We start from the raw sequence: 22,702 nt of genomic DNA, 5'->3' as shown, positions 1-22,702 counted from the left end.
GCTACCTTATTCAGAAGAACGGCGAACTCCATACTCAAAATAAACTAGGTCTTCGTAATCTTCATCCTCTCCTAAATCAATCATCCCTTGATTATCATAAAATTCTTCTGCTCCTGGTAGCGAATGCAACCCAACTCTACCCTCGTAACCTAGTTCTATACTGCGGTTTCTGGCAAATGCTAAAAGTGCAGTACCAACGCCTTTTAATTTTGGTGGGCGTTGAATAAATTCCCGGTTCCAAGGGGCAGAAGCAATTCCATCAATGTATACTAAGCGTTTACCCTCACTGATACGCGAACCGTGCATTTGAGTTTCAATCAGCATTAACCCTTGAGTTTTGCCTTCGTACTCAATTGCATAGCCTTCGCGGTTTGGCTGTCTGTGAATAACGAACTGAAGTTTAAACTCCCAGTCCCAAAATTTATCTTCTTGTCCGTACAATCTTAATTGTTCTTTCCACTCTGAGGCATAATCATTGACGTGCTTTTGCACTAATTCTACTAAATCTGCTTCCACGGTCATGCTATCTTGACCGCGAATTAGTTGTATTTTTGTTCGCATCGCACCAATATCATGTGCATTAGCAGATTTTGATGTTATCAGATTAAGTAAACAAACTGTACCAGACTCAAAGACCGTAAAGGAGAAACGATGGCAATTGACCCAGAAATCACCAGACATAAAGAGTGGTTGGGTTTTCTCCAGCCTGTAGGGTTGGTGGTATCTCCCCCGGCGTTGGTGAAGGCGCAGGCGGTGGTCAACCGGAATGTTGTAGATTTGCAACAATCGTTGCTGGCTGCGGTTGATGAGGATGGCTTGATTGCTGATTTTCAGGCTTTTACGGTTAATGTATTAGGCTGGGCTGAGAGCGACCTTGTTAAACCATCACCAGAATATGAGATAGCTTTACCTGATTACAGCGAAATTCTTGCGCCTACCTATATTGTGCCTGACCTAGATAGCGACAAGCCGCAGATTTTGGTGCAAATAATTTCTCCTGGTACTGAGTTGGATGTAGTCGCACCAGAATTAACTAAGTCTAGCAGTGGTTGGCACGCTAGCCCCCAAGCTAAGTTTGAGCGGTTGCTGCGGGAGACGCAAATACCCATAGGTTTGTTGTGTAATGGTGGGTTGCTGCGTTTGGTATATGCACCACGGGGCGAGTCTTCTGGACATTTGACCTTTCCAGTGCAGGCGATGTGTGAGGTTTCTGGAAGGCTGATTTTGGGGGCGATGGAAATGCTGCTATCGGCATTTCGGGTGTTTAGTGCTACTACAGGTCGTTCTTTAAAAAATTTGTTGGAAGACAGCCGTAAGTACCAAGCGGAAGTTTCTACAACCTTGGCTAACCAAGTGCTGGATGCTTTGTGGGAACTGCTGCGTGGGTTTCAAATGGCGGATGCAGCAGTTGATGGTAAGTTATTAGGTGAAATTGCTGCTACAGATCCACAACACATTTACGGTGGATTAATCACTACGCTGATGCGGCTGGTGTTTTTGCTCTACGCTGAGGACGAAGGGCTAATGCCACCAGACGATATTTACCAACGTAACTATTCTGTAACTGGCTTGTATGAACGGCTACGTGAAGATGCTGGAAGCTACCCCGACACGATGGATCAGCGTTATGGGGCCTGGGTATGGCTGTTGAGTTTGTTTCGCTTAGTTTATGATGGGGGCGGACAAACACCAGAGTATTTACCAGCACGGCATGGTCAGCTTTTTGACCCAGATGAATATGCGTTTTTGGAAGGTCGCCCACGCGGTAGTAAGTTTGTGAGACTAGCCACACGTGCGGCTATGCCGCCGAGTGGACTGGCGAACCCCGAAGGGGTGGCGGGTCAAGCAATCGAGCCTCCGCGAATCCCCGATGGGGTGATTTATCGGTTGTTAGAAAAATTACTAATTTTAGAAGGGGAGCGGCTATCTTATAGATCCCTAGATGTGGAGCAAATTGGCTCGGTGTATGAGGGCATTATGGGTTTTGCTGTGGAAAGGGCAGAAAGTCCCAGTATTGGAGTTTACAGTAAACCCAAGGGTTCAAAGGTTTCTACAACGGTTGTAGTTGATGTAGCAGCGATTTTGGCAGCGAAATCGGGCGATCGCCAAAAGTTACTGAAGGAATTGGCAAATTGCGAGGTGTCAGGTAATGCCCTAAAGGAACTGAAAGCAGCGCAGTCATTGGAAGATATAGCGATCGCACTAGGTCGGAAGGTATCGCGGCAAACGCCAAATTTATTGACTGTGGGTTCGCTGTACTTGCAGCCAGGGGAAGAACGCAGGCGTTCTGGTTCGCATTATACGCCCAGGTCACTGACTAAACCAATTGTGGAAACAACCCTGCGTCCGGTGTTGGAAGCGTTGGGAGAAAAACCGACTGCGGAACAAATTTTATCTTTGAAAGTTTGTGATTTGGCGATGGGTTCTGGTGCGTTTTTGGTAGAAACTTGTCGTCAATTGGCTGAGAAGGTGGTGGAAGCGTGGGAACGCGAGGAAAACGATACCCGCCAGGAAATGGGAATTAGCGATCGCTCCGCCCACCAAAGCGATCGCAACGAGAATGCGACAATTAGCAATTATGGTAAAGAAGAACCTTTATTAATTGCGCGTCGCTTGGTGGCGCAACGGTGTTTATATGGTGTGGATAAAAACCCGTTTGCGGTGAATTTGGCGAAGTTATCTTTATGGTTGGTGACGCTGGCGAAGGATTTACCGTTTACATTTCTTGACCATGCCCTCAAGTGTGGGGATTCGCTGGTAGGGTTGAGGAAAGAGCAGATTGGGTCTTTTGGGAAGGATGCTACTTACGATTTACCACTATTGGCATATTTAAAAGAGCAACTTGACCGTGCGCGTTCTTATCGGGCGGAAATTCAGGCGTTGGATACCCGCAGTGATGCTGATGATGACCAAAAGCGGGATTATCTCTGCAAAGTAGAACAAGAATTGTACCAAGCGCGGTTAACGGGTGATGTGAGAATTGCGGCGTTTTTTGAAAGAAGTAATAAGAAGCAGCGAGAGGAAAGGGAAACTGAAATTGCCGAATTGGTGAGAAGGTGGCGATATCACCAAGCTGATACTGAGAGTTTGGAGGAAATTGCTAATAGGTTGCGGAGTGGAGATAAGGGGATTATTCCATTTAACTGGGATATTGAGTTTCCAGAGGTTTTTGATAGAGAAAATCCAGGGTTTGATGCAATTATTGGGAATCCACCGTTTTTGGGTGGAAGCAGAATTTCTTCAAATTTTGGAGATGAATACCTTGCATGGATTTTAGAACAATATCCTGAATCGCATGGAAATGGTGATTTAGTGGCTTATTTTTTCCGTCGAGCATTTGATTTGTTACGTCAAGGTGGAACTTTTGGATTAATCGCAACAAATACTATTGCTCAAGGTGATACTCGTACCACTGGTTTAAGATGGATTTGTCAAAATTCAGGTACTATTTATCATGCTCAAAAACGTTTAAAATGGGCAGGACAAGCTGCGGTTGTTGTGAGTGTAATTAATATTTTTAAAGGTAATTATCAAGGCAAAAAGCTATTAGATAATCGAGAAGTTTCTCTAATTTCTGCGTTTATGTTCCATGCTGGTGGAAATGAAAATCCGGTGGTATTATTAGCTAATGCCAATAAAAGTTTTTTAGGTAGTAAGATATATGGTCAGGGTTTTGTTTTTGATGACTCTGATGAAAAAGCAACACCCATTGCAGAAATGCACCGCTTGATTGAGAAAGATACAAAAAATGCTGAGAGAATTTTTCCTTATATTGGTGGTGAAGAAGTAAATAGCAGTCCAACTCATGCACATCGCCGTTATGTTATCAATTTTGGGGAGATGAGCGAAGATGAGGCACGGCAATATACTGATTTAATGGAGATTGTAGAAGCTAAAGTTAAGCCAGCAAGATTAAAACAAAATCGTGAAACACGCGCACGTTATTGGTGGCGTTTTGGTGAAACTACACCTGCTTTATTTAGAGCTATTACAGAACTGAATCAGGTGATAGTCTGTTGTCAAACTAGTAAATACAGAAGTTTTACATTTTTACCTTCAAATATAATTTTTAGTCACAAAATAGTAATATTTTCTATTGATGATTTTGCCTCTTTTTGTGTAATGCATTCTCGTATACATGAAATGTGGGCATTATTCTTAGGATCAACTATGAAGGATGACCCTGTATATACCCCATCTGACTGCTTTGAAACATTCCCCTTCCCCGAAAATTGGGAAACCAACCCCACCCTAGAAACCGTAGGTAAAGAATACTACGAATACCGCGCCGCGTTAATGGTTCGCAACAACCAGGGACTAACCGACACCTACAACCGCTTCCACGACCCAGAAGAACGCGACCCTGATATCCTAAAATTACGCTCACTGCACGCCGCAATGGATAAAGCCGTCCTCGAAGCTTACGGCTGGAGTGACATCCCCACCGACTGCACCTTCCTGCTAGACTACGACGATGAGGAAGACGAAGAAGAAACCAGCAACGGACGACAACGCAAAAAACCTTGGCGTTACCGTTGGACAGAAGAAGTGCATGATGAAGTTTTAGCACGCCTACTCGACCTTAACCAAAAACGATCGCAAGCCGAAATTCTTGGCGGTAAAGCAGCACAAAAGAAACCCAAGGCTAAAGCTACTAAGAAAAAAACAACCAAAACCAAATCTAAAAAGATTGGGGAAACTACACCAATAATACCGGGATTTGATGTGGAGACTAGCTTATGAAAATTCAATCCCTACAGCTAAATTACTTTAAAAAATTCCGGTCTTCTACATTTGATTTCACAGATCCAGAAACTGGGTTGGCACGAGATATTATTGTTCTCATCGGCATGAACGGTGCTGGAAAAACAAGTCTTTTACAAGCGATCGCCGCAACTCTCGGCACAGCAACCGGACGCTTAAAAGAACCTGCCGATTTAGAATGGGCAGGATTTAACTATGAACTGCTTGGGAGTAATTGGGGAGCATTTGAGCCGGAGGTGACTGTACAGGTGCAGTTCTCATCTAGTGAACTCGAAGCTGTGCGGTATTTTCAACAGAAGTTACGAGAAATGGGTCGTGATTTGCAGCCTCCTGCGGAAAAGCATATTGTTAACCTTAAATGGCGAAACGGGCGTGTTCAAGCAGATAGTGCTGCGGAATTATTTCAATTTAAAGGACGAGAATACGCTAAACAACTACTCCGTGCTGAAGGATTTTCAGCATTTGAGCGAGTGGGTACAATTTTTTGGTACACAGAACAGAGAACATCAACTAGCCTGACTACAGAAGACCCAGATCGCAAACTAGAAATTACAGAAGACCTGTTGCGCGATCGCCTTTCTAAATGGCGACAATTCCATCAAGATGTAGGAACACCTAAAATCCCCAATCTACGCCCAGGACAAAAGGATTTATACGCCGAAATTGAACGCGCTTACAAAGCAGTCTTTCCAGAACGCAGTTTTGAAGGCCCAGTTCTGCGAGAGAATGTAGACGATATCTTAAGTGAACCCTGGTTTTATTTATACGACGGTAAAAACCAGTATGAAATTTCTGAGATGTCCGGCGGTGAACGAGCTATTTTCCCAATGTTAATGGACTTTGCTAGTTGGAATATTCACAACTCCGTCATTCTAATTGATGAAATTGAATTGCACCTTCATCCACCAATGCAACAGGCATTGCTGAGAGCTTTACCCAAATTAGGCACAAATAATCAGTTTATTATTACAACCCACTCTGATTATATAGAGCAATTAGTGCCTGAAGCATATATTATCCGGCTAGAGGTGTAGTTGTGAGTGTCGTTAGTGGCAAAATTATTTTCTGTGAGGGCAAGCAAACTAGTTTAGATTTTAGACTACTTAACAGAGTTGTCGAGAACCTTGGAACAAATAAGCCCACAATTGTTCCCTCTGGCAGTAAATTTACCTTTTCAAGTTTTGTTCAGGGTTACTTTTCTAGAGAGGGAACGACAAATCAACAAGCTATCATTTTTCGCGATCGCGATTTTGACGCTCAACCTACTACCAACATCGGATTAATCCCATTCCAATCCATGTTGCTTACCCATCGTGCTTGTGTGGAGAATTATTTAATAAATGCCGATTTAATTCACGATTATTGGCACACAAAATATCTAGAAAAACAAGAAAATCCCACTTCCAAATGGGGACATGGAGATTCACCAGGAATTGAGGCGATCGCAACTTGGATTGAAGAAGCTGCAAGAAGCTTGCAAGATTATCAAGCAGTAAGATGGGCATTAGCCGACTTGTTGCAATCAAGTGCAAGTCGGCATCAATTAAAAACAACATGGACAGGTGGTAGTGGTGAACTCCCGCCCTCGCTAACTCTCCAAGACTGTCAAACTGAAGCTGAAGCATTAATTAACCAGTTTCAACAAGCTGTAGGAACAGTAACGCCAGACAGATTTAAACAAAGTCTTGCTGAATATCAGCAGCAATTTGCCCAAGAGGAATTTTGGACACAGAAGCAGTACTTGATCTGGTTTCATGGTAAGGATATTCAAAAAGCTATGCAGCAAAGAGATTCCCGGTATATTTCTTTGAAAACTTTTTTTGATTGGGTGCTGAATCAACTTGATGTTAATCAGTACCCAGATTTAATTGAGTTACAAAACAGAATTAACCCTCTTCAATAGGAATTTCTGATTGTAAAGATAGACTAAAGTATTATTTGACACTTTTAAACACTTCGGGCAACATAAGAAAACAGTTAATTGCTTGTTATATCTTTTAAAGGAGTAAACAGCGATACACCATGCCCAATACTCCTGCCGAAGTGCGTTCATCTCTCATTGATGCCCTACAACTTGACTTAGTGGGGCCTACGCCCAATGATATCGCCCACGTTGACGAAATTATCGACCAAGCTCCATCTAAGTGGTATCTCACGGGTTTTTTAGTGCCTTATGAAGCTTCGGTAGAACAGCGTTCAGAAGATATAGGTAACGATGACATAGACGAGATTTCTGAGGTGAACGCTGGCGATGATGAAAAGCAACCCGACAGTGCCTCCGCCCGGAGAGCATTTTTCCCCTCATCAATGGGTTTAAGCATCCTTGTACCAGCAACCGCTAAGGAAATAAATGTTACTGTTCACTGGGGCGATTACTGTCCAGTTGATGAAGAGGATGAAGAAAATCAGGAAGACTCTAAAAGCCAACTCCAGTTACCCCGGCTGTGGCAAAGAACCCCCGGACAAGCAGAATTAACAGTTCCTCTCCATGTCAGTAATGTACCCAAACATTGGGAAATTCCTGGTAGTAACGGTTTGAGACTCGTTACCTCAGTGCGTCCCGTAACTGCGGCAGAGTTAGTTCCTGTTGGTACTCGTTCCGTGTCCGTGTTCCTGGTGAACTATCGCCCGCCAGTAGCCAACCCCTACAGCGATATTGCTTTCGCCTTCCAAACTTGCCTCATCATCCGCACCCCTTATTCTCTCGTTCCTCGTCCCAACCTGCGCGGACGACACGGTGATGATTGGGATGAGAAGGTAGCAGATTTACAGTATCGAGATGATTATGAGTATGCGGTGGGACATAACGTTTCAGCTGTCGCTGTCACCAACGATGACACTACTTGTCAAGAAGTCCGCACTGCTTGGATGCCCATTGCTGATGTAGAAAAGGTAGTACCTGAGCAAGTTGCAGGCGTGGAACTGGGGATGGAAGCACTAGCCGCCGCACCCACGGTGGAAACTCTGCGAAATATGATGTCTGGGATAGTTGATGCTTATGGGCTGTGGATTGAAGCACAAAAGCTCAATCTTCCCAGTGAACCAGAACGACTGGAAGTTGCTAACGATTTACTCAACCGGGCAAGCAGGGCAAACAAACGCATCGCCGCCGGATTGCAAGCCCTAGACGATCCTAATGTATTAGAAGCATTTCAAATTGCCAATCGCGCGATCGCCATTGCTATCCGTCAGCGTCTTACCCACAATACAGATACTACCCCAGAATCTGTCAGACCTCCGGCATGGCGACCTTTTCAGCTGGCGTTTTTATTAATGAACTTGGTTGGTATTGCCCATCCCGAACACCCTGACCGAGAATTAGTAGATTTGCTGTTCTTCCCCACAGGCGGTGGTAAAACCGAAGCTTACTTAGGATTAGCAGCATTCGCAATGGTATTGCGCCGCCTGCGAAACCCCACAATAAACTCAGCTGGCGTAAGTGTTTTGATGCGTTATACCCTGCGCCTGCTTACCCTTGACCAATTAAGTCGTGCTGCTACTCTTGTCTGCGCCTTAGAGTTAGAAAGACAAAAAGATACACAAAAATTAGGTCCCTGGCCTTTTGAAATTGGACTGTGGGTGGGACAAACCGCTACTCCCAACCGTATGGGAAAAAAAGGCGACAACGATGAATACACCGCCCGCGCCCGTACTATTGCCTTTCAAAATGACACCCGCAAACCTTCACCCATCCCTTTAGAAAACTGTCCTTGGTGCGGTAAACGGTTTACCTCTGATTCCTTTCAATTACTACCAGATGCAGACCAGCCAAAGTCACTGCAAATTACTTGTATCAACCGCAAATGCAAATTTACCCGCAATCAATCGTTGCCCATCGTTGCAGTAGATGAACCAATTTACCAACGATTACCCAGCTTTATTATCGCCACTGTCGATAAATTCGCCAATCTCCCTTGGGTAGGAGAAACTGGAGCATTATTCGGACTGGTAGACCGTTATGACAAAGATGGTTTTTACGGGCCTGCCCATCCCGGTCGCGGTCAAGCACTTGCAGGTCATTTACCAGCCCCAGACTTGATTATTCAAGACGAGTTGCACCTAATTTCCGGCCCCTTGGGAACAATGGTAGGGTTGTATGAAACTGCCATTGACGAACTGAGCAGCCGAAGAATTAACGGTAAAAAATTACGCCCTAAAATTATCGCCTCTACCGCAACAGTACGGAGAGCTAGTAAACAAATTCGAGCCTTATTTGGTCGAGATGCTGTAGATATTTTCCCACCTCCCGGTCCAGATCGCCGCGATTCGTTTTTCGCCAAAACAGTACCAGCAAGTGTCAGTAATGCCCGTACCTATGTAGGCATTGCAGCCCAGGGACGAAGCTTAAAAGTGGTACTGTTACGAACTTACTTAGCACTACTGGGTGCTGCACAGAAACATTATCAAGCAGCAGGAGGAGCAAAAAATCCAGATAACCCCGCAGATCCTTACATGACCCTGCTGGGATATTTTAACTCCCTGCGAGAATTAGGTGGTAGTCGCCGCATCGTTGAAGATGAAGTCAACTCTCGTCTAGCAAGGTATAGCCTGAGAAAACGAGTCAACGAAACTGAAGGTTTATTTGCTGACCGTCAAATTGCCTATGAACCGGCGGAATTAACTTCCCGTGTCAGCACTAATGTTGTTGCTGAAATCAAAAGCTGCTTGGCACTACCATTTCACGAGAAGAAACATATCGATGTAGCCTTAGCAACAAATATGATATCCGTGGGCTTGGATATCACCCGTTTAGGGTTGATGGTCGTGTTGGGTCAACCAAAAACAGCATCCGAGTATATTCAATCTACCAGCCGGGTGGGACGGGATGAAAATCGCCCTGGTTTGGTGATTACATTATTAAATATACATCGACCACGCGATCGCTCTCACTACGAACGCTTTCCAGCTTGGCATACCAGCTTTTATCGTTCTGTAGAAGCAACTAGCGTCACTCCATTTTCACCTCGCGCCATTGACAGGGGTATTGCTGCTATTTCCGTTGCCTTGGCGCGTTTAGGACATCCTGGTATGACTGCACCACCCCGCGCTATCGAGATTTTACAACATCGGCAGGATTTAGAATATGTGGTCGATGCCATTAGCGATCGCGCAGAAATGCACGATAAAGAACTTGATGCCGTAGAAGCCGAAGCACTACGTCAAAAAGTTCGCGGACGGGTGAAAGATTTACTAGACACTTGGGAACGCATTGCTAGTCAAAAAATCAGCTTGCAATACCAACAAGAAGTAGGTCAAGCACCACCGTTATTATTTGACCCCCTTGACCCAGAACTTGAAAAGCAACCAATGGAAGCACGCAAGTTCAAAGCACAACGCAGCCTCCGAGATGTAGAACCAACAGTCAACTTGTGGGTTTGCAACCCTGATGGTTTTGAGGTTGAGGAGGACGAAAAATGAAGTCAAAAAGCAAACGCAAGCCTTCAGGAGAAATACGGCAAAGCCAAATTATCTCCACCTTTGGCCCCGGCGCAATGGTGGACTTACCAAATTACTCAGTCATCATCGGCGGACTCAACCACTGGCGGGGTAATAGACGACGAATTTACGAAGACCGCCTTGCAGCCAGGGTTGCCGAGATTTTGGGTGTCAGAGACATTGCTATGTATGCGCCACCTACAGACGAGCAAGACCCAGCCGCCGCCAGAAGTGGGATTTCAGCTTTTACCTTCCCCACTTGGTTTGTCGCTCAAGTAGAAGAAACTTGGACTTCTCCTAACGCCAAAGAGTACCGTACTCGTCCTCTGATTCCTTGGGGTAGTCTAGTTAAAGGTAAATACCTCAGCGATACCAAAAAGAAAATCCCAGTTGTCCCCGTTCGCTTTGTCCAAGCCTGTGTTAACGGACACATCAGTGATATCGACTGGTATCGCTTTGTCCACAGTAATAGCGATGTTTCCAGTAAATGCCGGGGTCAACTTTGGCTTGACGAACGTGGTTCTGGCAACGATTTCGTAGATATCTTCGTTCGCTGTGAAGCCTGCGGCGCTCGTCGTCCCCTCTCTGATGCCACAGTACCCAATGGCAAAATTTTGGGTCAATGTCTGGGGCATCGTCCTTGGCTAGGGCCAAAAGCTTTTGAACCTTGTGTTTCCCGCGTCACTGGTAAACCAGAGTACAACCGACTGCTAGTAAGAGCTGCAAGTAATACTTACTTTTCTCAAGTTTTGAGTGTTATCTCTCTCCCAGACTCAGATGAAGCCCTGCGAGCAGCAGTTAATTTAGTCTATGAAGACTTTCTTCAGTATGCAGAAAGCTCAGATGATGTCAAAAGAGAACGCCGTAAACAAAAAGTTGCTAACGCCTTGGAAGGATTTAGCGATGAAGCTGTATGGGCAGAAATACGGCGCAAGCAAAGTGGACAAGGAGACCAAAGTAAAAGTATTAAGCAAGTAGAAATTGAAACCTTGCTTTCCAGCCCAGAAGAGATGGGAGAAGATGCCCCAGATGGTGACTTTTATGCCCGCGCCCGCAAGTTAACTGCTTTGCCCCCGTTATTATCCTCTCGTATTGACCGGATTATTCTAGTACATCGTTTACGAGAGGTCATTGCCCAAGTCGGGTTCACCCGCTTTGAACCTGCAATGCCTGATATTGATGGCGAACTGGCACTGGATGTGCGGCGGGCTGCCCTTGATATCGAACCAAGCTGGGTTCCTGCCATCGAAAACCGTGGTGAGGGTGTATTTATCAGCTTTCAAAAACAGGCAATCGAAAACTGGGTAAAGCAGCCTGCGGTGCAAAAACGTGGGCTGGAATTGTTGAGGGGCTTCGAGGTGTGGCAGAAGCGCAAGGCACTCCCAGAAGCTAAATTTCCTGGACTACCTTATATTATGCTGCACTCCTTATCACACCTATTGATTACAGCAGTATCTCTAGAATGCGGTTATGCTGCTTCATCAATTCGTGAACGCATTTATGTTGGTGACACTGGCTATGGAATTCTTTTATATACTGGTTCCCCTGGGTCGGAGGGAACTTTGGGAGGTCTGGTACAAATTGGCAAGCGAATTGAGTACCATCTAACTACCGCCCTAGAATTAGGAAGGCTATGTTCTAATGACCCTGTTTGCGCCCAACACCAGCCAGACAACGTACAAGAGGAGCGTTTTTTGCATGGTGCAGCCTGTCATGGATGTTTATTAATTGCTGAATCTTCCTGCGAACGTGGTAACGAATTTCTTGACCGGGCGCTTGTCGTAGCTACAGTTGAGGGTTTGGGTGCTGAGTTTTTTCTCAATCAGGAATTGTCATGACAGCGTTTCTCCAACTGAGCCGACCAGTTTTGCTCAGTTTGGCTACAGCCTTTGAAACAGGAAGGCTTCATCCACCCTTTAGCATATCAACTATTAAAACCTACGTCCCAGAAATTCTCAGTAGCAGTGTTGTTGAGGAACTCAATCGACTTAACGCAATGGGTGCTACTCCCGGTCACATAGCTTACACATTGCGTCTACTAGCAGCAGAACGGTCAGCATCTCAGGAAGTACACGACAGAGTAGAGTTGGTTTGGACAGGACAGGAAGTCGTCGGTTCTCAAAGCCGCGATACTAGCGTTGTTGTGCGCGAGTTATTCAGCACAGCCAAAAGTAGCATCCTTATTTCCAGTTTTGCTGTTGACAAAGGGAAAAAAGCACAAGCTCTGTTTGGTGTGCTGGCTTCCCGGATGGATGCGAATCTAGAACTAAATGTCAGGATGTTCCTTAACGTGAAGCGAACACCTACGGTGGGGCTTCGCCCATCGCACAACAATAAATTACCAGAGTCAACGCTTTTGAAAGAGTTTGCAGACACATTCCGTCAAGAAATCTGGACGGGACAACGCTTACCAGAAGTGTTTTATGACCCCCGTTCCCTCGCCCCAGGTGCAGGTACAAAAGCCTGTCTTCATGCGAAATGTGTTGTTGTAGATGAAGAACGCCTGCTTGTAACTTCAGCCAACTTTACTGAAGCCGCCCACGAACGCAATATTGAAGCTGGTGTACTAATTGATGACCCTGTAGCTGCTAAAGGAATGCGATCGCAGTTTGAAACTTTAGTGGCAAAGAATATACTACGTCGAGTACCGGGAATTTAATGATTTGACTAATTTCGCTGCTAAAGCATATGCGCTGGCAGCTGAATGTGATTGTGAAGCAGGTTGTCCAAGGTGTCTACATTCAACTGGTTGTCCGCAGCATAATGAAGCACTGCATAAAGACTTGGGTTTGTTTTTGTTAGATGCAATCAGTCAGGCAGTGTAGAACATTTGCGCCTACTGGGTTGAATAATTGCATCTTATCCCTGTTTTATCACTTTCGGAAAGGAATAATCGAAGCTAAACTCTGAAAGTTTTATTTAATAAAGCTTTGAGCCTTTATTTTCTAACAGAAACTAAAATTTATAGCCAAAAGTTGAAAAGTAAAGCTCCGAAACGCTTTCAGAGATTGGCTTCTCCCAGATTGACAAAACAGGGTTATACCGTATCAGATTTGACCAAGCCCACAAATGCTACTTGATACTGTTCACCCTGAATATTTCATACAGATCTATTTTTGATTCTGTAATTGCTACTGCCTGTGTTATCGCATATTCACCTTCCTGTTTCTTATTGTCCGTTAGTGCTTTGGTATTCGACAAGTAAATTAGCAAATCATCGGCTGATAATAGCTTGGTAATAGTTAAGTGCTATTCTCTCTTCCTTTGTAATCTTTAAAAACAATAGGAAATTTTCAATCTTGGTATTGTGAAGCATTAGCTATGGATTCCTTAACTGCTTGGTCTAATTCCTCAATTGAACATCCATAAAGCTTACATAATGCTGCTGTCTGATCAATTCTTAGTTTTGGTATAGTACGCCCTTTCTCCCAATTGCGTACAGAAGATTCTCCAACACCAACTTTACTAGCTACATCGACGGTTCTGAGATTTAACCGCTCTCTTAACTGCTTCATATCCATTACAGTAACTTTACCATTTGCATTACCGCAACGGGTTGACGGTTTTAGTTAACACAAGTAGAATTAGTAACAGAAAGCCGCTGCACTCGACTTCCAGGAAGAATCGCAACGGCTAACGTCAACCCCTTGCGAGGTCAATATAATCATGACACAACTGCAAGGAGCGATCGTAGTTTTACCCGACAACCAAGCGATCGCCCAATTAGAATTAGAGCAATATATTGAAGAACAAGCCGATGCCATTGCTCCTTTTGCAATAACTTACAGCTTCGATTACAACCAATTTAAAAGACCTGAACTACAAAGCAAAGCCCGAACAACATTGGGTAACTTCTTAGGGTTTGTTCGCCAGACCTTTGATGGTTTATTAGAAAGTGGTCGAGCTTTGCAGCATGTCTATGACGACTGCATCGCTATGGACACTGATGGGAAAAAGATTTTTGCAGCATGGCTCGATAGCCCTGACTTTGGGGCATCACGCTACATCGCTAAAGCCTCAATGGAAATATACGCTTGGTTTGAGAAGCTTCCGAAAAGGGTGCAACGCCTTGTGCGCGAGAAAGTACAGAATTGGAGCGTTGCAGCCCTGCGCCAGTTAACTCAAATCTCAACTGACTTAGTGAAGGAGGTGGTAGATACTGGGAAAAAGACAGCAGCACAAATTAAAGCAGCAGCAACCTCAAAACTGCCTACTCCTAAAGCAAATACTCTTTATAACTCTAAGTCAGTTCTGGTTGTTAGGAAATCAGATTCTATCGCATCATCTAAGCCACAGTTTGCACCGGGAGTGCGAGTTATCGTGGTCGAGGACAATATGGGTTGTACTGGATGTAGGGGCATCATTATTTCTAAATGGGATAAAACTGACTCAGATTTGTGGTGGGTATTATTAGACCATACAGTTTCTATGGGGCTAGAAACTAAGCGCCTGTTTGAACCAGAACAGTTACAAGTAGAAGTGTCCACTGCCGAAATTACTCCCAAACAGACAAAGCTTTACAGAACTGAAGAACTCTACACTGCGGCTCAACTAGAGCAGAAAATAGCAGAAGCCTTAGCACAACAAAATAAAGAAAAAGCCGAAGAAGAACTGGGGCGGTTTGTTGAAATTCGAGATGCAGCACTAAAAGCAGCAACTGTGGAACTCCAAGCAGCAAGAGCATATGCCCAAAAAATGGCCCAAGCCAAGGAAGAAGTAGCTAAAAAGCTAATTGAAACAGAACGCGAACTAGGGAAAGTGCGGTCACTCCAAACAGAAAAGGCACAATTGGAACAACGAGTAGCCCAATTAGAAAAAGCTCTCGAAGATGCTAACAAAAACAGATGGAGCAATACATTCAATAGCCAAGCTGCTAAAGTAGTGAACTCGGAGTTGGAGAAAACTATTACACCTTTAATGTTGGAAGTTGAGCATTTAAATAATGTACTCTTATTACGAGAAGAAGAACTAGCCGAACTTCAAGTTGTTAATACCAAACAACAGGAAGAAATAACGCAATTGCGCCAATTATTACCTTTACCTAACATCGAAACCCAAGAATCAATAATTATTGCTGAATTTGGGCATATAGGAGAGCAGTTTGGTTGGGCTGGTTGGAGTCGTCAAGGTTATCGAGCAGTCAATGGAATTTTACATACAGGGATAAATGCTATTGCGGCTTTTGTCTTTGATTTGACTAATTCCCAACGTCATTAATAACAACAAATCACATTTTAGAGTTACACCTAACAAATTACAGCTAGCTTCACATAATTGCTATGCAGAGAATACACAAAATGTATCTCTGTACCTTGAGTTGCTGTAATTGCATTTAGGTGAGGGATCATTTATGAAAAACTATGAAATGCTCAAGAGTTTACCCAAAGAAAGGTTAGAACCCAGACAATTTCTACGCCACTGTTTCGGTATTGCCGAACTCAGTTCTGGAGAACTTCTTGAAGAAGAAACAGATTCGCAATATCGAAAAAAATGCATCACTGTACTATGTGCCATCTTAGGTGTACAAAGACCAACAGTTCGCAAGTGGGGAAGCGATCTCAATTTTGATGGAATACCTAACTATTGTAAATTTACACTTGCTTACATTCACGCCGCCGAAATCGTACCAAACCAGCTAAATAGCATCTTGACAGGAGAATACAATGCACCGGAAGTAGACGCTCAAACCTTTCTTGAAAAAACACTCCTTGAAGGGTTAACTGAAAAACAAATACTGCAAACCGTTTCTCACGCCAATTTTCGCGCAACTTGTGTCAAAACTCTCACGCAAGTATTACATATTGGCACCAAATCAGTCCAAGATTGGGGTCAAGATATGTCGTTTCACAAAATGCCCAAAATTCACAAGCATACCTTGAGCTATGCTTTGGCTGCTATCTCCAAATCGTCATCAAAAAATTGGGAAAAAGCAGCTTGACTTATTTAACTAGTCGAATTAGCAAACTTAGTCTTAAAGATAAAACCGCGCATTATATTAGCGCAGAAAAATGAACTCAACAGCAACAAACAAAAAAATAGCTATTAGCCTATTCTCCGGGGTGGGTGGATTAGATTTGGGATTTGAAGCAGCAGGATTTGAAATAGCGATCGCCATTGATAATAATCCCATCGTCCTAACAACATACCAACATAATTTCCCGCACGCCACAGTCTTGTGCAAAGACATTCGGGAGGTGACGGCGCAAGAAATACGTGCCTGTATTCAGGCGAAGTATGCAGATTGGGACGGGGAAATTCATACCGTTTTTGGTGGCCCACCATGCCAAGGATTTAGCGTTGCTGGACTGCAAAATGTTGAGGATGAGAGAAACTCGTTGGTAGGGGAGTTTGTACGGCTGGTGTTGGAACTCAATCCCCTAGCTGCAATCATGGAGAATGTGCCAGGCATTAAAAATCAGAAGTTTGGCTGCATTACTGCTAACCTTCAAGCAGTGCTAGAAGAACATTATTTTCTCTCAAAATGAAACCTGAACGCTTCAGATTACGGAGTTCCGCAAGCTAGAAAAAGGGTGTTTTTTGTTGCATCTAAGTTTGGAGAAATTATACCGCCGCAGCATCAACCTCAACATACAGTTAGAGATGCGATCGCGGACTTGTTGCCAGTCCCCCTACTCCCCAAGCAAAACACTCAAGAATGGCATCCAGATTGGGTGAAGGGAGAATATGCTAAGTATCTTGAAAAAATATTCCCAAATCTTGGTATAGTAACTAACATTGAGACGGGATTCGCAGCGACAACACATACACCAGAAGTAATTCAGCAATTCATCAATACTCCCCCAGGTGCAAGGGAAGCTAAATCCAAATCAAAGAAGCTGCAATGGGATGGATTCTGCGTGACGTTAAGAGCGGGGAGTGGCAACCGCACTGCATTGCGTCCCCTCCATCCAGAACAACCACGGGTTATCTCAGTTAGAGAAGCTGCTCGTTTGCACAGTTATCCTGATTGGTTTAATTTCAGTGAGGCAATACTCCACGCCCAAAGAGAAATCGGAAATTCGGTACCCCCATTGCTTGCATATGCTGTGGGAATGCAAGTTAGAGAACATCTAGAATCCAATACCACTTCTCAAATTAAGCACCAAAATTGGCAAAACCTCCATATCAGTTAAATCTGTGGGGTAAGACTTTCGCGCCATACCGACTATCTATGTAAATTCACTGCATATAAAGTATCTTATCGTTATCAGAACTCCTTTCTCCTGGCTTTTAGATTTACTTTATAAATAGCCTCTAACAAAAATGATTTATAATTATTGAGTTTTAATTTAATGTTACAGAAGTTCCGCTTATTAAACTTGATTATGGCAATTGAAATTTATTTTAAATTGTTTAGCAAAGTTAGCTTAAAGCGAATTTGGAGTTCATTTGTCAGTTTTTTTGGTTTGGCGGGGTTACTGACTAAACCTGTTTCGCTCTTTTTCCCTGGAAGGCCAGATTTTGGTTGGACAGGCTACTTTGCATTGATAATCATCTGCTTTATTTTCGCTATCTTAAAGTGCTTTCCTCGAAGAAGTTTTTGCCATAAACTATCATCTCCAGATTCAATAGTTGAAGTTAAAGTAGGAGATATTTTTGATGATAAAGGTCATATTGTAATAGGCACTAATGATGTTTTTGATACTGAATTAGGAGAGATAATTAAACCTTCAAGTGTTCAAGGACAGTTTTTAACCAAAGTTTATGCAAATGATATTGCAAGACTAGACGCGGATATTGAAACAGCACTTGAACCGTTACGTAATCTATGTAAAGAAGAAACTAACAAAAAGCGAGGTAAAACTGGTCGATATCCCATTGGTACAGCTATAACGCTTGGTACACACGATAAACGTTATTTTTTAACTGCCTATGGTTATATGAATAATGATATAACTGTACAATCTTCTTCTGAATATATTCTGCAATCTCTTAACAATCTTTGGAAAGAAATCCGCCTCAAAGGTCATAGCGAAAATGTAACCATTCCAATCATCGGCTCCGACTTGGCTCGTACTGGTTTGCCAAGGATGGCATTAGCTAAGTTAATTATAGAAGCTTTCGTTATAGCATCTAAAGAAAAGTTTATAACCAAAAAATTAACAGTAATGATATATCCCAAAGATTTAGATTCTATAGATTTATATAAGTTAGAGGACTTTTTAAAATCAGCTTGCTTTTAGAATACTAACTATAAACTTTCCAATTATAAAGTACATTTACCTTTTACCTGTAATGTTTTTGGCTCTTGATTTGCGTAAATATTCTGCATCTTTCCACTAAAATCAATTGATACAACATTTTGATTAAGACTGATGTTAAATTTTAATATATGCTCAACTATATTTTTGCTTTTCAAAAGATGTACTGCTGCCAGTCGCGCATTGATTAAAAACATTTTTGGCTTATTCTTCCACTTCTTCCATATATCGCTAAAAATAAATTTTTCCAGCTTTGTTGAATAGCTACTTCCTGTAAGCATATAATTCAGCATAGGATTATTGGCTTGATTTTGATTATCCTGAATTTCATTTAATAGTAAAAAACGTATTAGCTCGGCAGTTTGCTCTATACTGTAGTTGTTATAACTAGCTATATTATAATTATTAGATTGTTGTATTGGTTTCAATGTAACTATACAAGAAGTTTTGCCTTTGATAGAATCAGTTTCAATACTCTCCACTTGTACCATAAATGCATCATTTTGGTAGCTATAAGAAACAAGCCTGTTACCGTAGCGATGGTTGGTTTGTAAGTGTCGTAGATTAGTTTCCTGTTCTGAATTTATAATCGGTATGTTAAGAATCAGCTTTCTATTAACATCCTGAAAAACTGATTTAGTTTCAAATAAATTGTCATCAAGTAAAACCCAAGCACCAGAATTACTTATACTTTTGCTATTATTAATTTTTGATTTAGTATTTGTTTTATTCTTATTAGTAGTAGATTTTATTTCTTTTATTGGCTTACTGGAAATTAAACTTGCTTGATTAGAATTATTGGCTACTTTTGTTTTATCTATAGGCTCTTTTTTCTTGAGTGAAGCAGTCTTAGTTTTTGAAGTAGTAATGCTTTTTCTGGTTTTTTTATTACTATAATCATTCAACCATAGAGTAAGTTGCTCGTGTAACTGACTTTTAAAATTAGAAGGGTTTTTATAGTCTCTGAATAAACCGTACCTATTATTTATATACCTAGTTCTAAATCCCTTTACTTTCGCCTGCTGCTGTTTATCTTCCTTCTTCTTTACATCTTGCTTCATTGAGCCAGAATAAAACCATATATCAGGCTTACCTCTTTCCTTGTGAGCTTTTCTAGCTAGTGTAAACTCCTCAACTGTTCCAGATGCATGACGCTTAGTAGGACTTCCAAAGCGGTCTTTCATAATTAGGATAAATAAATCATATTCATCCATTTTGCCTATCTGCTCGTTGATAATTGCCTGACCGTCTTTACCGTATCCGGGATATGCATTTTCAGAACATTTTACTTCTAGTCTTACATTTTTATATTGAGCTACAGTACGATTAATTGTTGCGACGACTTCTTTAACATAATTTCTTTCCGTCTGTACATCGCCTGGAGAAGCTAGAAAAATTTTTATTAGTTCTACTGTTTTCATAGATACTTCGCTAGTAGGAAAATTGCTTATTTACGGATTAATTTGGTTTATTCTCTAGTTTAGTTTTAACGGTTATGGCTTGCCCGTCAAGTCTTTCTTATTTAGCTCAATTAGTCTAATTTTAGTGTAAATATCCAGTACTTGTTTAGACTCTCTCGTCAACTGTGGCGATCGCAGATAAATTGTCACTTAAAGGAAAAGATGGCCTTCCCCAACAAGCGATCACCAAAAGTGATACTGGTGGCGAAATATTGCTTAACAAATAAGTTAGCTCCATCAAGAGTTATTTAGGATCTAAAAGACGATCGCAAGAGGTATCGTTCGATGTCACTGCATCCACAACCAGGCTATACTGTGCCAGCAGAAACCGCTAAAGTTGCTAGAGCTATCTTTCCAAAAGGCAACCTTTACATCACGATGGCAGATCGCTTTAGCTGCTTCCTCAGTGACCAAGATTTCAGTACATTGTTTTCTAGCCAAGGGCAACCTGGAATGTCTCCGCTGCGATTAGCTCTGGTGACAATATTGCAGTACGTCGAGGGACTCACAGATATTGACGCAATATGGCAACATCCCCCTCATCTCCACAGCCGTCGAGAATGCGGTCAAGTATAGAAACTAACTCATCAGGGCGAGTTATTTACGATCCTTTCCTAGCTAGTCGAAATTATCGTGCGTCTTAAAGTAGGGAAATTTCATTAACAATTTATTTAAAAAGCAATACCTAAGATTTAGGTAACTATTATCACGTCTCGTCTACATAAGTATTCAATAACCGATTTTTGTTAATCCCTAAACTATTAATTTCCATTTTCTCCCATCATGCTCCATCAGTTCGGGTATCCTCAACATCTTCTCCCACACCACCGGAGCCTTCCCCAAAAATCCAGTCGCTATCACTGTCGGCATTACCTTCGCCATCCACCTGAAGATTTAAGGAAGGTATTAGCTGTTCAATTTGGCTTTCAAGTCGGGAGATCGCCAACGTTAAAGATGCAAGTTGCTCCCTATCCTTCTTAATTTCATTTGAAATTCCCACCCGCAATTGATTTAACCGCTCCTGGAGGTTATGTACTTCTGTTTTGGTCGCAGAAGGAATATTCACCTTCTCTTCCAGGGCGGCGATTTGAGCTTTCAAAGCTTCAATTTCGGCAGCACTTGCACTATCTGCACTATCGGGACTCTCTTCCACAAGTGCTTGTTTAATACAATTCAGCACAAACTCCTTAAAAGTGAGGCGCAACTCCTCAGCACGCTGCTTGGCCTGCTTCACCAACTCCCGGTCTTCTTCAGACAGAAGTTTTATATTTATCTGCGGATATTCCACCAGTCCCTCGCGCTTTTGTTGTGGAGAAGTGATTTCTAACCAGTTCTTTAACCATTTGCTTCAAGTTCTAATATTTACTTACTCCCCCTACCTCCCCATCTCCCCCTACTTCCCCTACTCTTCTCACTACCATCATCGCATACGGGATATCCGCGTATATACGATATAGATGATTCTAGATGAGCAATTTAATCGTGTCCTAGAAACAACTATCATAAAGATACCGGGAATTACAGTTCTCGGCATCATAATTATCAGTGGGGGTTGGGGATTTATATTATGGAAAATTTACCTGTCAAAAGCGTGGAATCACTTGCTGTGGAGGTGGTAACTCTACCGCTTGATGAAGCTCGTGTCGCGCTTGTGGATTATTATTTTCCCAACCGCCAGAAAATTAATTCCACACAGCAGCTAATTGAGCTATGGGTGCATTCTGTCACTATTAAAAGCGACCAAACGCGACGGGCATATCGGCAAATTGGTTATGAGCTTGTCGATTATATGCAGTCGCGGTTTGGGATATCTGATTTGAGGATGGTAACGTTATTTCATCTACACGCTTATCTGGCTTGGCTCAAGGATGAAAAGCCAGTACGGGGAAAGAACAATACTTATGGGTTGAGTAAAAATACTGCGGCTAAATACACGGCAGCGATTAAAAGTTTGTGGGAGTGGGGTACTAGAGCTTCTATTGGTTATTTTGCTATCGACTTGGGCAAGGACTTAAGTATCCAGTGGGACGATAAGCTCGCAGAGCGCATTCTCTCGGAACGCGAGATTGCTAAGTTGGAAAAAGCGGCAATTGAAGTAGACTTGCAACATAACACTAATAAGATGCACTGGCTGCTGTTTACTCTCATCTTTTACAGTGGGGTGAGGGCGGGAGAAATTGCCCGGCAAACTTCTGATTATGGTAAGCGCGTAATTACGCCGGGGTTATTTTGGCGGCAGTTTCGGGAGGATGGAGATTGTCTGTTGTTAACTGTGACGGGGAAACGAAATAAAACTAGAACCATTAGTCTCGATCCGGAAACTAGTGCAGTGTTACTGGATTATCGTGGGAATGCCAGCAATGATCAGCCGGTGTTTCCTAGTCCCAGCCGGCGGGATAGGGGTAAACCTTTAAGCGATCGCGGGTTGCGACTGATGATGGAGGAAATTTCTACTTGTGCGGGAATTAAGTTCAGCGCCCACTTTCTGCGCCACACCCACGCAACGCTGGCTAAAAAAAATGGAGCTTCTGATTTTGACTTGCAAGCAGATTTGGGCCACGCTTCCCCGGCGACAACTGCAAAGTACATTCACCACGTCGGGCGTGTTGGGACTTCTCACGCACTGCGTAAAAAAAGCAAACATAGGTAATAAAAAACGTAGGTGTACCCTACCCTTACGGGGAAGCCACTCCAGAAGGTATCGCCTCCGCTGGGCGGTTCGGCCATCGCACTCATACGCTCATCATGATAGTGTCAAGGTAGTTATCAAGATGGAAACACGCTCAGTTGTTCGGTGTCCACGACTAGTTTACCTAGATATTACCTAGACTTTACCTAGAT

16 protein-coding genes and 2 pseudogenes are annotated in these 22,702 nt (G+C 42.9%); 12 read left to right on the top strand and 6 right to left on the bottom strand.

From position 1 onward, the window contains the following. Window positions 1-6 precede the first annotated feature (6 nt). The gene (locus tag H6G75_RS25005; RefSeq protein ID WP_190982629.1) at window positions 7-561 is read right to left on the bottom strand and encodes a GNAT family N-acetyltransferase; all 555 of its coding nucleotides are present in this window, start codon (window positions 559-561) and stop codon (window positions 7-9) included. Between the two features lie 90 nt (window positions 562-651). On the opposite strand from H6G75_RS25005, the gene H6G75_RS25000 reads away from it, so the two are divergent. The 6 genes from H6G75_RS25000 to drmC all read left to right on the top strand — a co-directional run bounded on the left by H6G75_RS25000 (window position 652) and on the right by drmC (window position 12,859). Then, window positions 652-4,743, top strand: a complete 4,092-nt coding sequence (locus H6G75_RS25000; RefSeq protein ID WP_190982628.1) for an Eco57I restriction-modification methylase domain-containing protein — start codon at window positions 652-654, stop codon at window positions 4,741-4,743. Then, window positions 4,740-5,798 (top strand): AAA family ATPase, encoded by a 1,059-nt coding sequence (locus H6G75_RS24995; RefSeq protein WP_190982627.1) that lies wholly within the window; start codon window positions 4,740-4,742, stop codon window positions 5,796-5,798. Before H6G75_RS25000 ends, H6G75_RS24995 begins: the two co-directional genes overlap by 4 nt. Window positions 5,799-5,800: 2 nt before the next feature. Then, window positions 5,801-6,667, top strand: coding sequence for a hypothetical protein (locus H6G75_RS24990; RefSeq protein WP_190982626.1), 867 nt, complete (start codon window positions 5,801-5,803; stop codon window positions 6,665-6,667). Between the two features lie 119 nt (window positions 6,668-6,786). Then, window positions 6,787-10,182, top strand: a complete 3,396-nt coding sequence (drmA, locus tag H6G75_RS24985) for a DISARM system helicase DrmA (RefSeq protein ID WP_190982625.1) — start codon at window positions 6,787-6,789, stop codon at window positions 10,180-10,182. Then, window positions 10,179-12,038: a DUF1998 domain-containing protein gene (drmB, locus tag H6G75_RS24980; RefSeq protein WP_190982624.1), complete on the top strand. Its 1,860-nt coding sequence runs from the start codon at window positions 10,179-10,181 to the stop codon at window positions 12,036-12,038. Before drmA ends, drmB begins: the two co-directional genes overlap by 4 nt. After that, window positions 12,035-12,859 carry a DISARM system phospholipase D-like protein DrmC gene (gene drmC, locus H6G75_RS24975; protein ID WP_190592741.1) on the top strand — a complete coding sequence of 275 codons (825 nt, stop codon included), beginning with the start codon at window positions 12,035-12,037 and terminating at the stop codon, window positions 12,857-12,859. Before drmB ends, drmC begins: the two co-directional genes overlap by 4 nt. Before the next feature lie 634 nt (window positions 12,860-13,493). On the opposite strand, the gene H6G75_RS24970 is transcribed toward drmC, so the two are convergent. Further along, window positions 13,494-13,715 carry a helix-turn-helix transcriptional regulator gene (locus H6G75_RS24970; RefSeq protein ID WP_224311777.1) on the bottom strand — a complete coding sequence of 74 codons (222 nt, stop codon included), beginning with the start codon at window positions 13,713-13,715 and terminating at the stop codon, window positions 13,494-13,496. A gap of 151 nt (window positions 13,716-13,866) precedes the next feature. Between H6G75_RS24970 and H6G75_RS24965 the strand changes: the two genes are divergently transcribed. The 4 genes and pseudogenes from H6G75_RS24965 to H6G75_RS24950 all read left to right on the top strand — a co-directional run bounded on the left by H6G75_RS24965 (window position 13,867) and on the right by H6G75_RS24950 (window position 18,383). After that, window positions 13,867-15,417, top strand: coding sequence for a hypothetical protein (locus H6G75_RS24965; RefSeq protein WP_190982623.1), 1,551 nt, complete (start codon window positions 13,867-13,869; stop codon window positions 15,415-15,417). 133 nt (window positions 15,418-15,550) lie between these two features. After that, window positions 15,551-16,138 carry a hypothetical protein gene (locus H6G75_RS24960; protein ID WP_190982622.1) on the top strand — a complete coding sequence of 196 codons (588 nt, stop codon included), beginning with the start codon at window positions 15,551-15,553 and terminating at the stop codon, window positions 16,136-16,138. A 70-nt stretch (window positions 16,139-16,208) separates the two neighbouring features. After that, window positions 16,209-17,333 (top strand): annotated as a pseudogene (locus tag H6G75_RS24955) (DNA cytosine methyltransferase). Between the two features lie 192 nt (window positions 17,334-17,525). Then, window positions 17,526-18,383 (top strand): macro domain-containing protein, encoded by an 858-nt coding sequence (locus tag H6G75_RS24950; protein ID WP_190982621.1) that lies wholly within the window; start codon window positions 17,526-17,528, stop codon window positions 18,381-18,383. Between the two features lie 23 nt (window positions 18,384-18,406). On the opposite strand, the gene H6G75_RS24945 is transcribed toward H6G75_RS24950, so the two are convergent. Both H6G75_RS24945 and H6G75_RS33610 read right to left on the bottom strand, forming a co-directional pair. Next, complete coding sequence (locus tag H6G75_RS24945) at window positions 18,407-19,822, bottom strand: DUF4062 domain-containing protein (protein WP_190982620.1); 1,416 nt, start codon at window positions 19,820-19,822, stop codon at window positions 18,407-18,409. Window positions 19,823-19,967: 145 nt separating this feature from the next. Then, window positions 19,968-20,099 (bottom strand): hypothetical protein, encoded by a 132-nt coding sequence (locus H6G75_RS33610; protein WP_277884107.1) that lies wholly within the window; start codon window positions 20,097-20,099, stop codon window positions 19,968-19,970. 47 nt (window positions 20,100-20,146) lie between these two features. On the opposite strand from H6G75_RS33610, the pseudogene H6G75_RS24940 reads away from it, so the two are divergent. Beyond that, a pseudogene (locus tag H6G75_RS24940) lies at window positions 20,147-20,383 on the top strand (IS5/IS1182 family transposase); the annotation flags it as partial. On the opposite strand, the gene H6G75_RS33955 reads toward H6G75_RS24940, so the two are convergent. Both H6G75_RS33955 and H6G75_RS24935 read right to left on the bottom strand, forming a co-directional pair. Further along, a complete protein-coding gene (locus H6G75_RS33955) occupies window positions 20,367-20,423 on the bottom strand; it encodes a hypothetical protein (protein ID WP_397332693.1) in 57 nt (18 codons plus the stop codon). The pseudogene H6G75_RS24940 and the gene H6G75_RS33955 sit on opposite strands and share 17 nt — an antisense overlap. Before the next feature lie 219 nt (window positions 20,424-20,642). Further along, window positions 20,643-21,149 (bottom strand): hypothetical protein, encoded by a 507-nt coding sequence (locus H6G75_RS24935; RefSeq protein WP_190982619.1) that lies wholly within the window; start codon window positions 21,147-21,149, stop codon window positions 20,643-20,645. A 279-nt stretch (window positions 21,150-21,428) separates the two neighbouring features. Here H6G75_RS24935 and H6G75_RS24930 point away from each other — a divergent pair, with 279 nt between their 5' ends. Further along, a complete protein-coding gene (locus tag H6G75_RS24930) occupies window positions 21,429-22,511 on the top strand; it encodes a site-specific integrase (RefSeq protein WP_190982618.1) in 1,083 nt (360 codons plus the stop codon). The last annotated feature ends 191 nt before the right edge of the window (window positions 22,512-22,702 follow it).

This window comes from Nostoc sp. FACHB-280 (assembly GCF_014697615.1).
GTDB lineage: Bacteria > Cyanobacteriota > Cyanobacteriia > Cyanobacteriales > Nostocaceae > Nostoc_B.
Note: the sequence above shows the minus strand (reverse complement) of the source record. Positions and strands in the feature narration are given on the sequence as shown.

Excerpts from the sequence above, each read along its gene's own strand:
- H6G75_RS25000 (WP_190982628.1), top strand. The coding sequence starts at position 652 with ATGGCAATTGACCCAGAAATCACCAGACATAAAGAGTGGTTGGGTTTT.
- drmB (WP_190982624.1), top strand. The coding sequence starts at position 10,179 with ATGAAGTCAAAAAGCAAACGCAAGCCTTCAGGAGAAATACGGCAAAGC.
- H6G75_RS33610 (WP_277884107.1), bottom strand. The coding sequence starts at position 20,099 with ATGGAGCTAACTTATTTGTTAAGCAATATTTCGCCACCAGTATCACTT.
- H6G75_RS24930 (WP_190982618.1), top strand. The coding sequence starts at position 21,429 with ATGGAAAATTTACCTGTCAAAAGCGTGGAATCACTTGCTGTGGAGGTG.
- H6G75_RS24995 (WP_190982627.1), top strand. The coding sequence starts at position 4,740 with ATGAAAATTCAATCCCTACAGCTAAATTACTTTAAAAAATTCCGGTCT.
- drmC (WP_190592741.1), top strand. The coding sequence starts at position 12,035 with ATGACAGCGTTTCTCCAACTGAGCCGACCAGTTTTGCTCAGTTTGGCT.
- H6G75_RS24970 (WP_224311777.1), bottom strand. The coding sequence starts at position 13,715 with ATGAAGCAGTTAAGAGAGCGGTTAAATCTCAGAACCGTCGATGTAGCT.
- H6G75_RS25005 (WP_190982629.1), bottom strand. The coding sequence starts at position 561 with ATGCGAACAAAAATACAACTAATTCGCGGTCAAGATAGCATGACCGTG.
- H6G75_RS24960 (WP_190982622.1), top strand. The coding sequence starts at position 15,551 with ATGAAAAACTATGAAATGCTCAAGAGTTTACCCAAAGAAAGGTTAGAA.
- H6G75_RS24945 (WP_190982620.1), bottom strand. The coding sequence starts at position 19,822 with ATGAAAACAGTAGAACTAATAAAAATTTTTCTAGCTTCTCCAGGCGAT.
- drmA (WP_190982625.1), top strand. The coding sequence starts at position 6,787 with ATGCCCAATACTCCTGCCGAAGTGCGTTCATCTCTCATTGATGCCCTA.
- H6G75_RS24950 (WP_190982621.1), top strand. The coding sequence starts at position 17,526 with ATGGCAATTGAAATTTATTTTAAATTGTTTAGCAAAGTTAGCTTAAAG.
- H6G75_RS24965 (WP_190982623.1), top strand. The coding sequence starts at position 13,867 with ATGACACAACTGCAAGGAGCGATCGTAGTTTTACCCGACAACCAAGCG.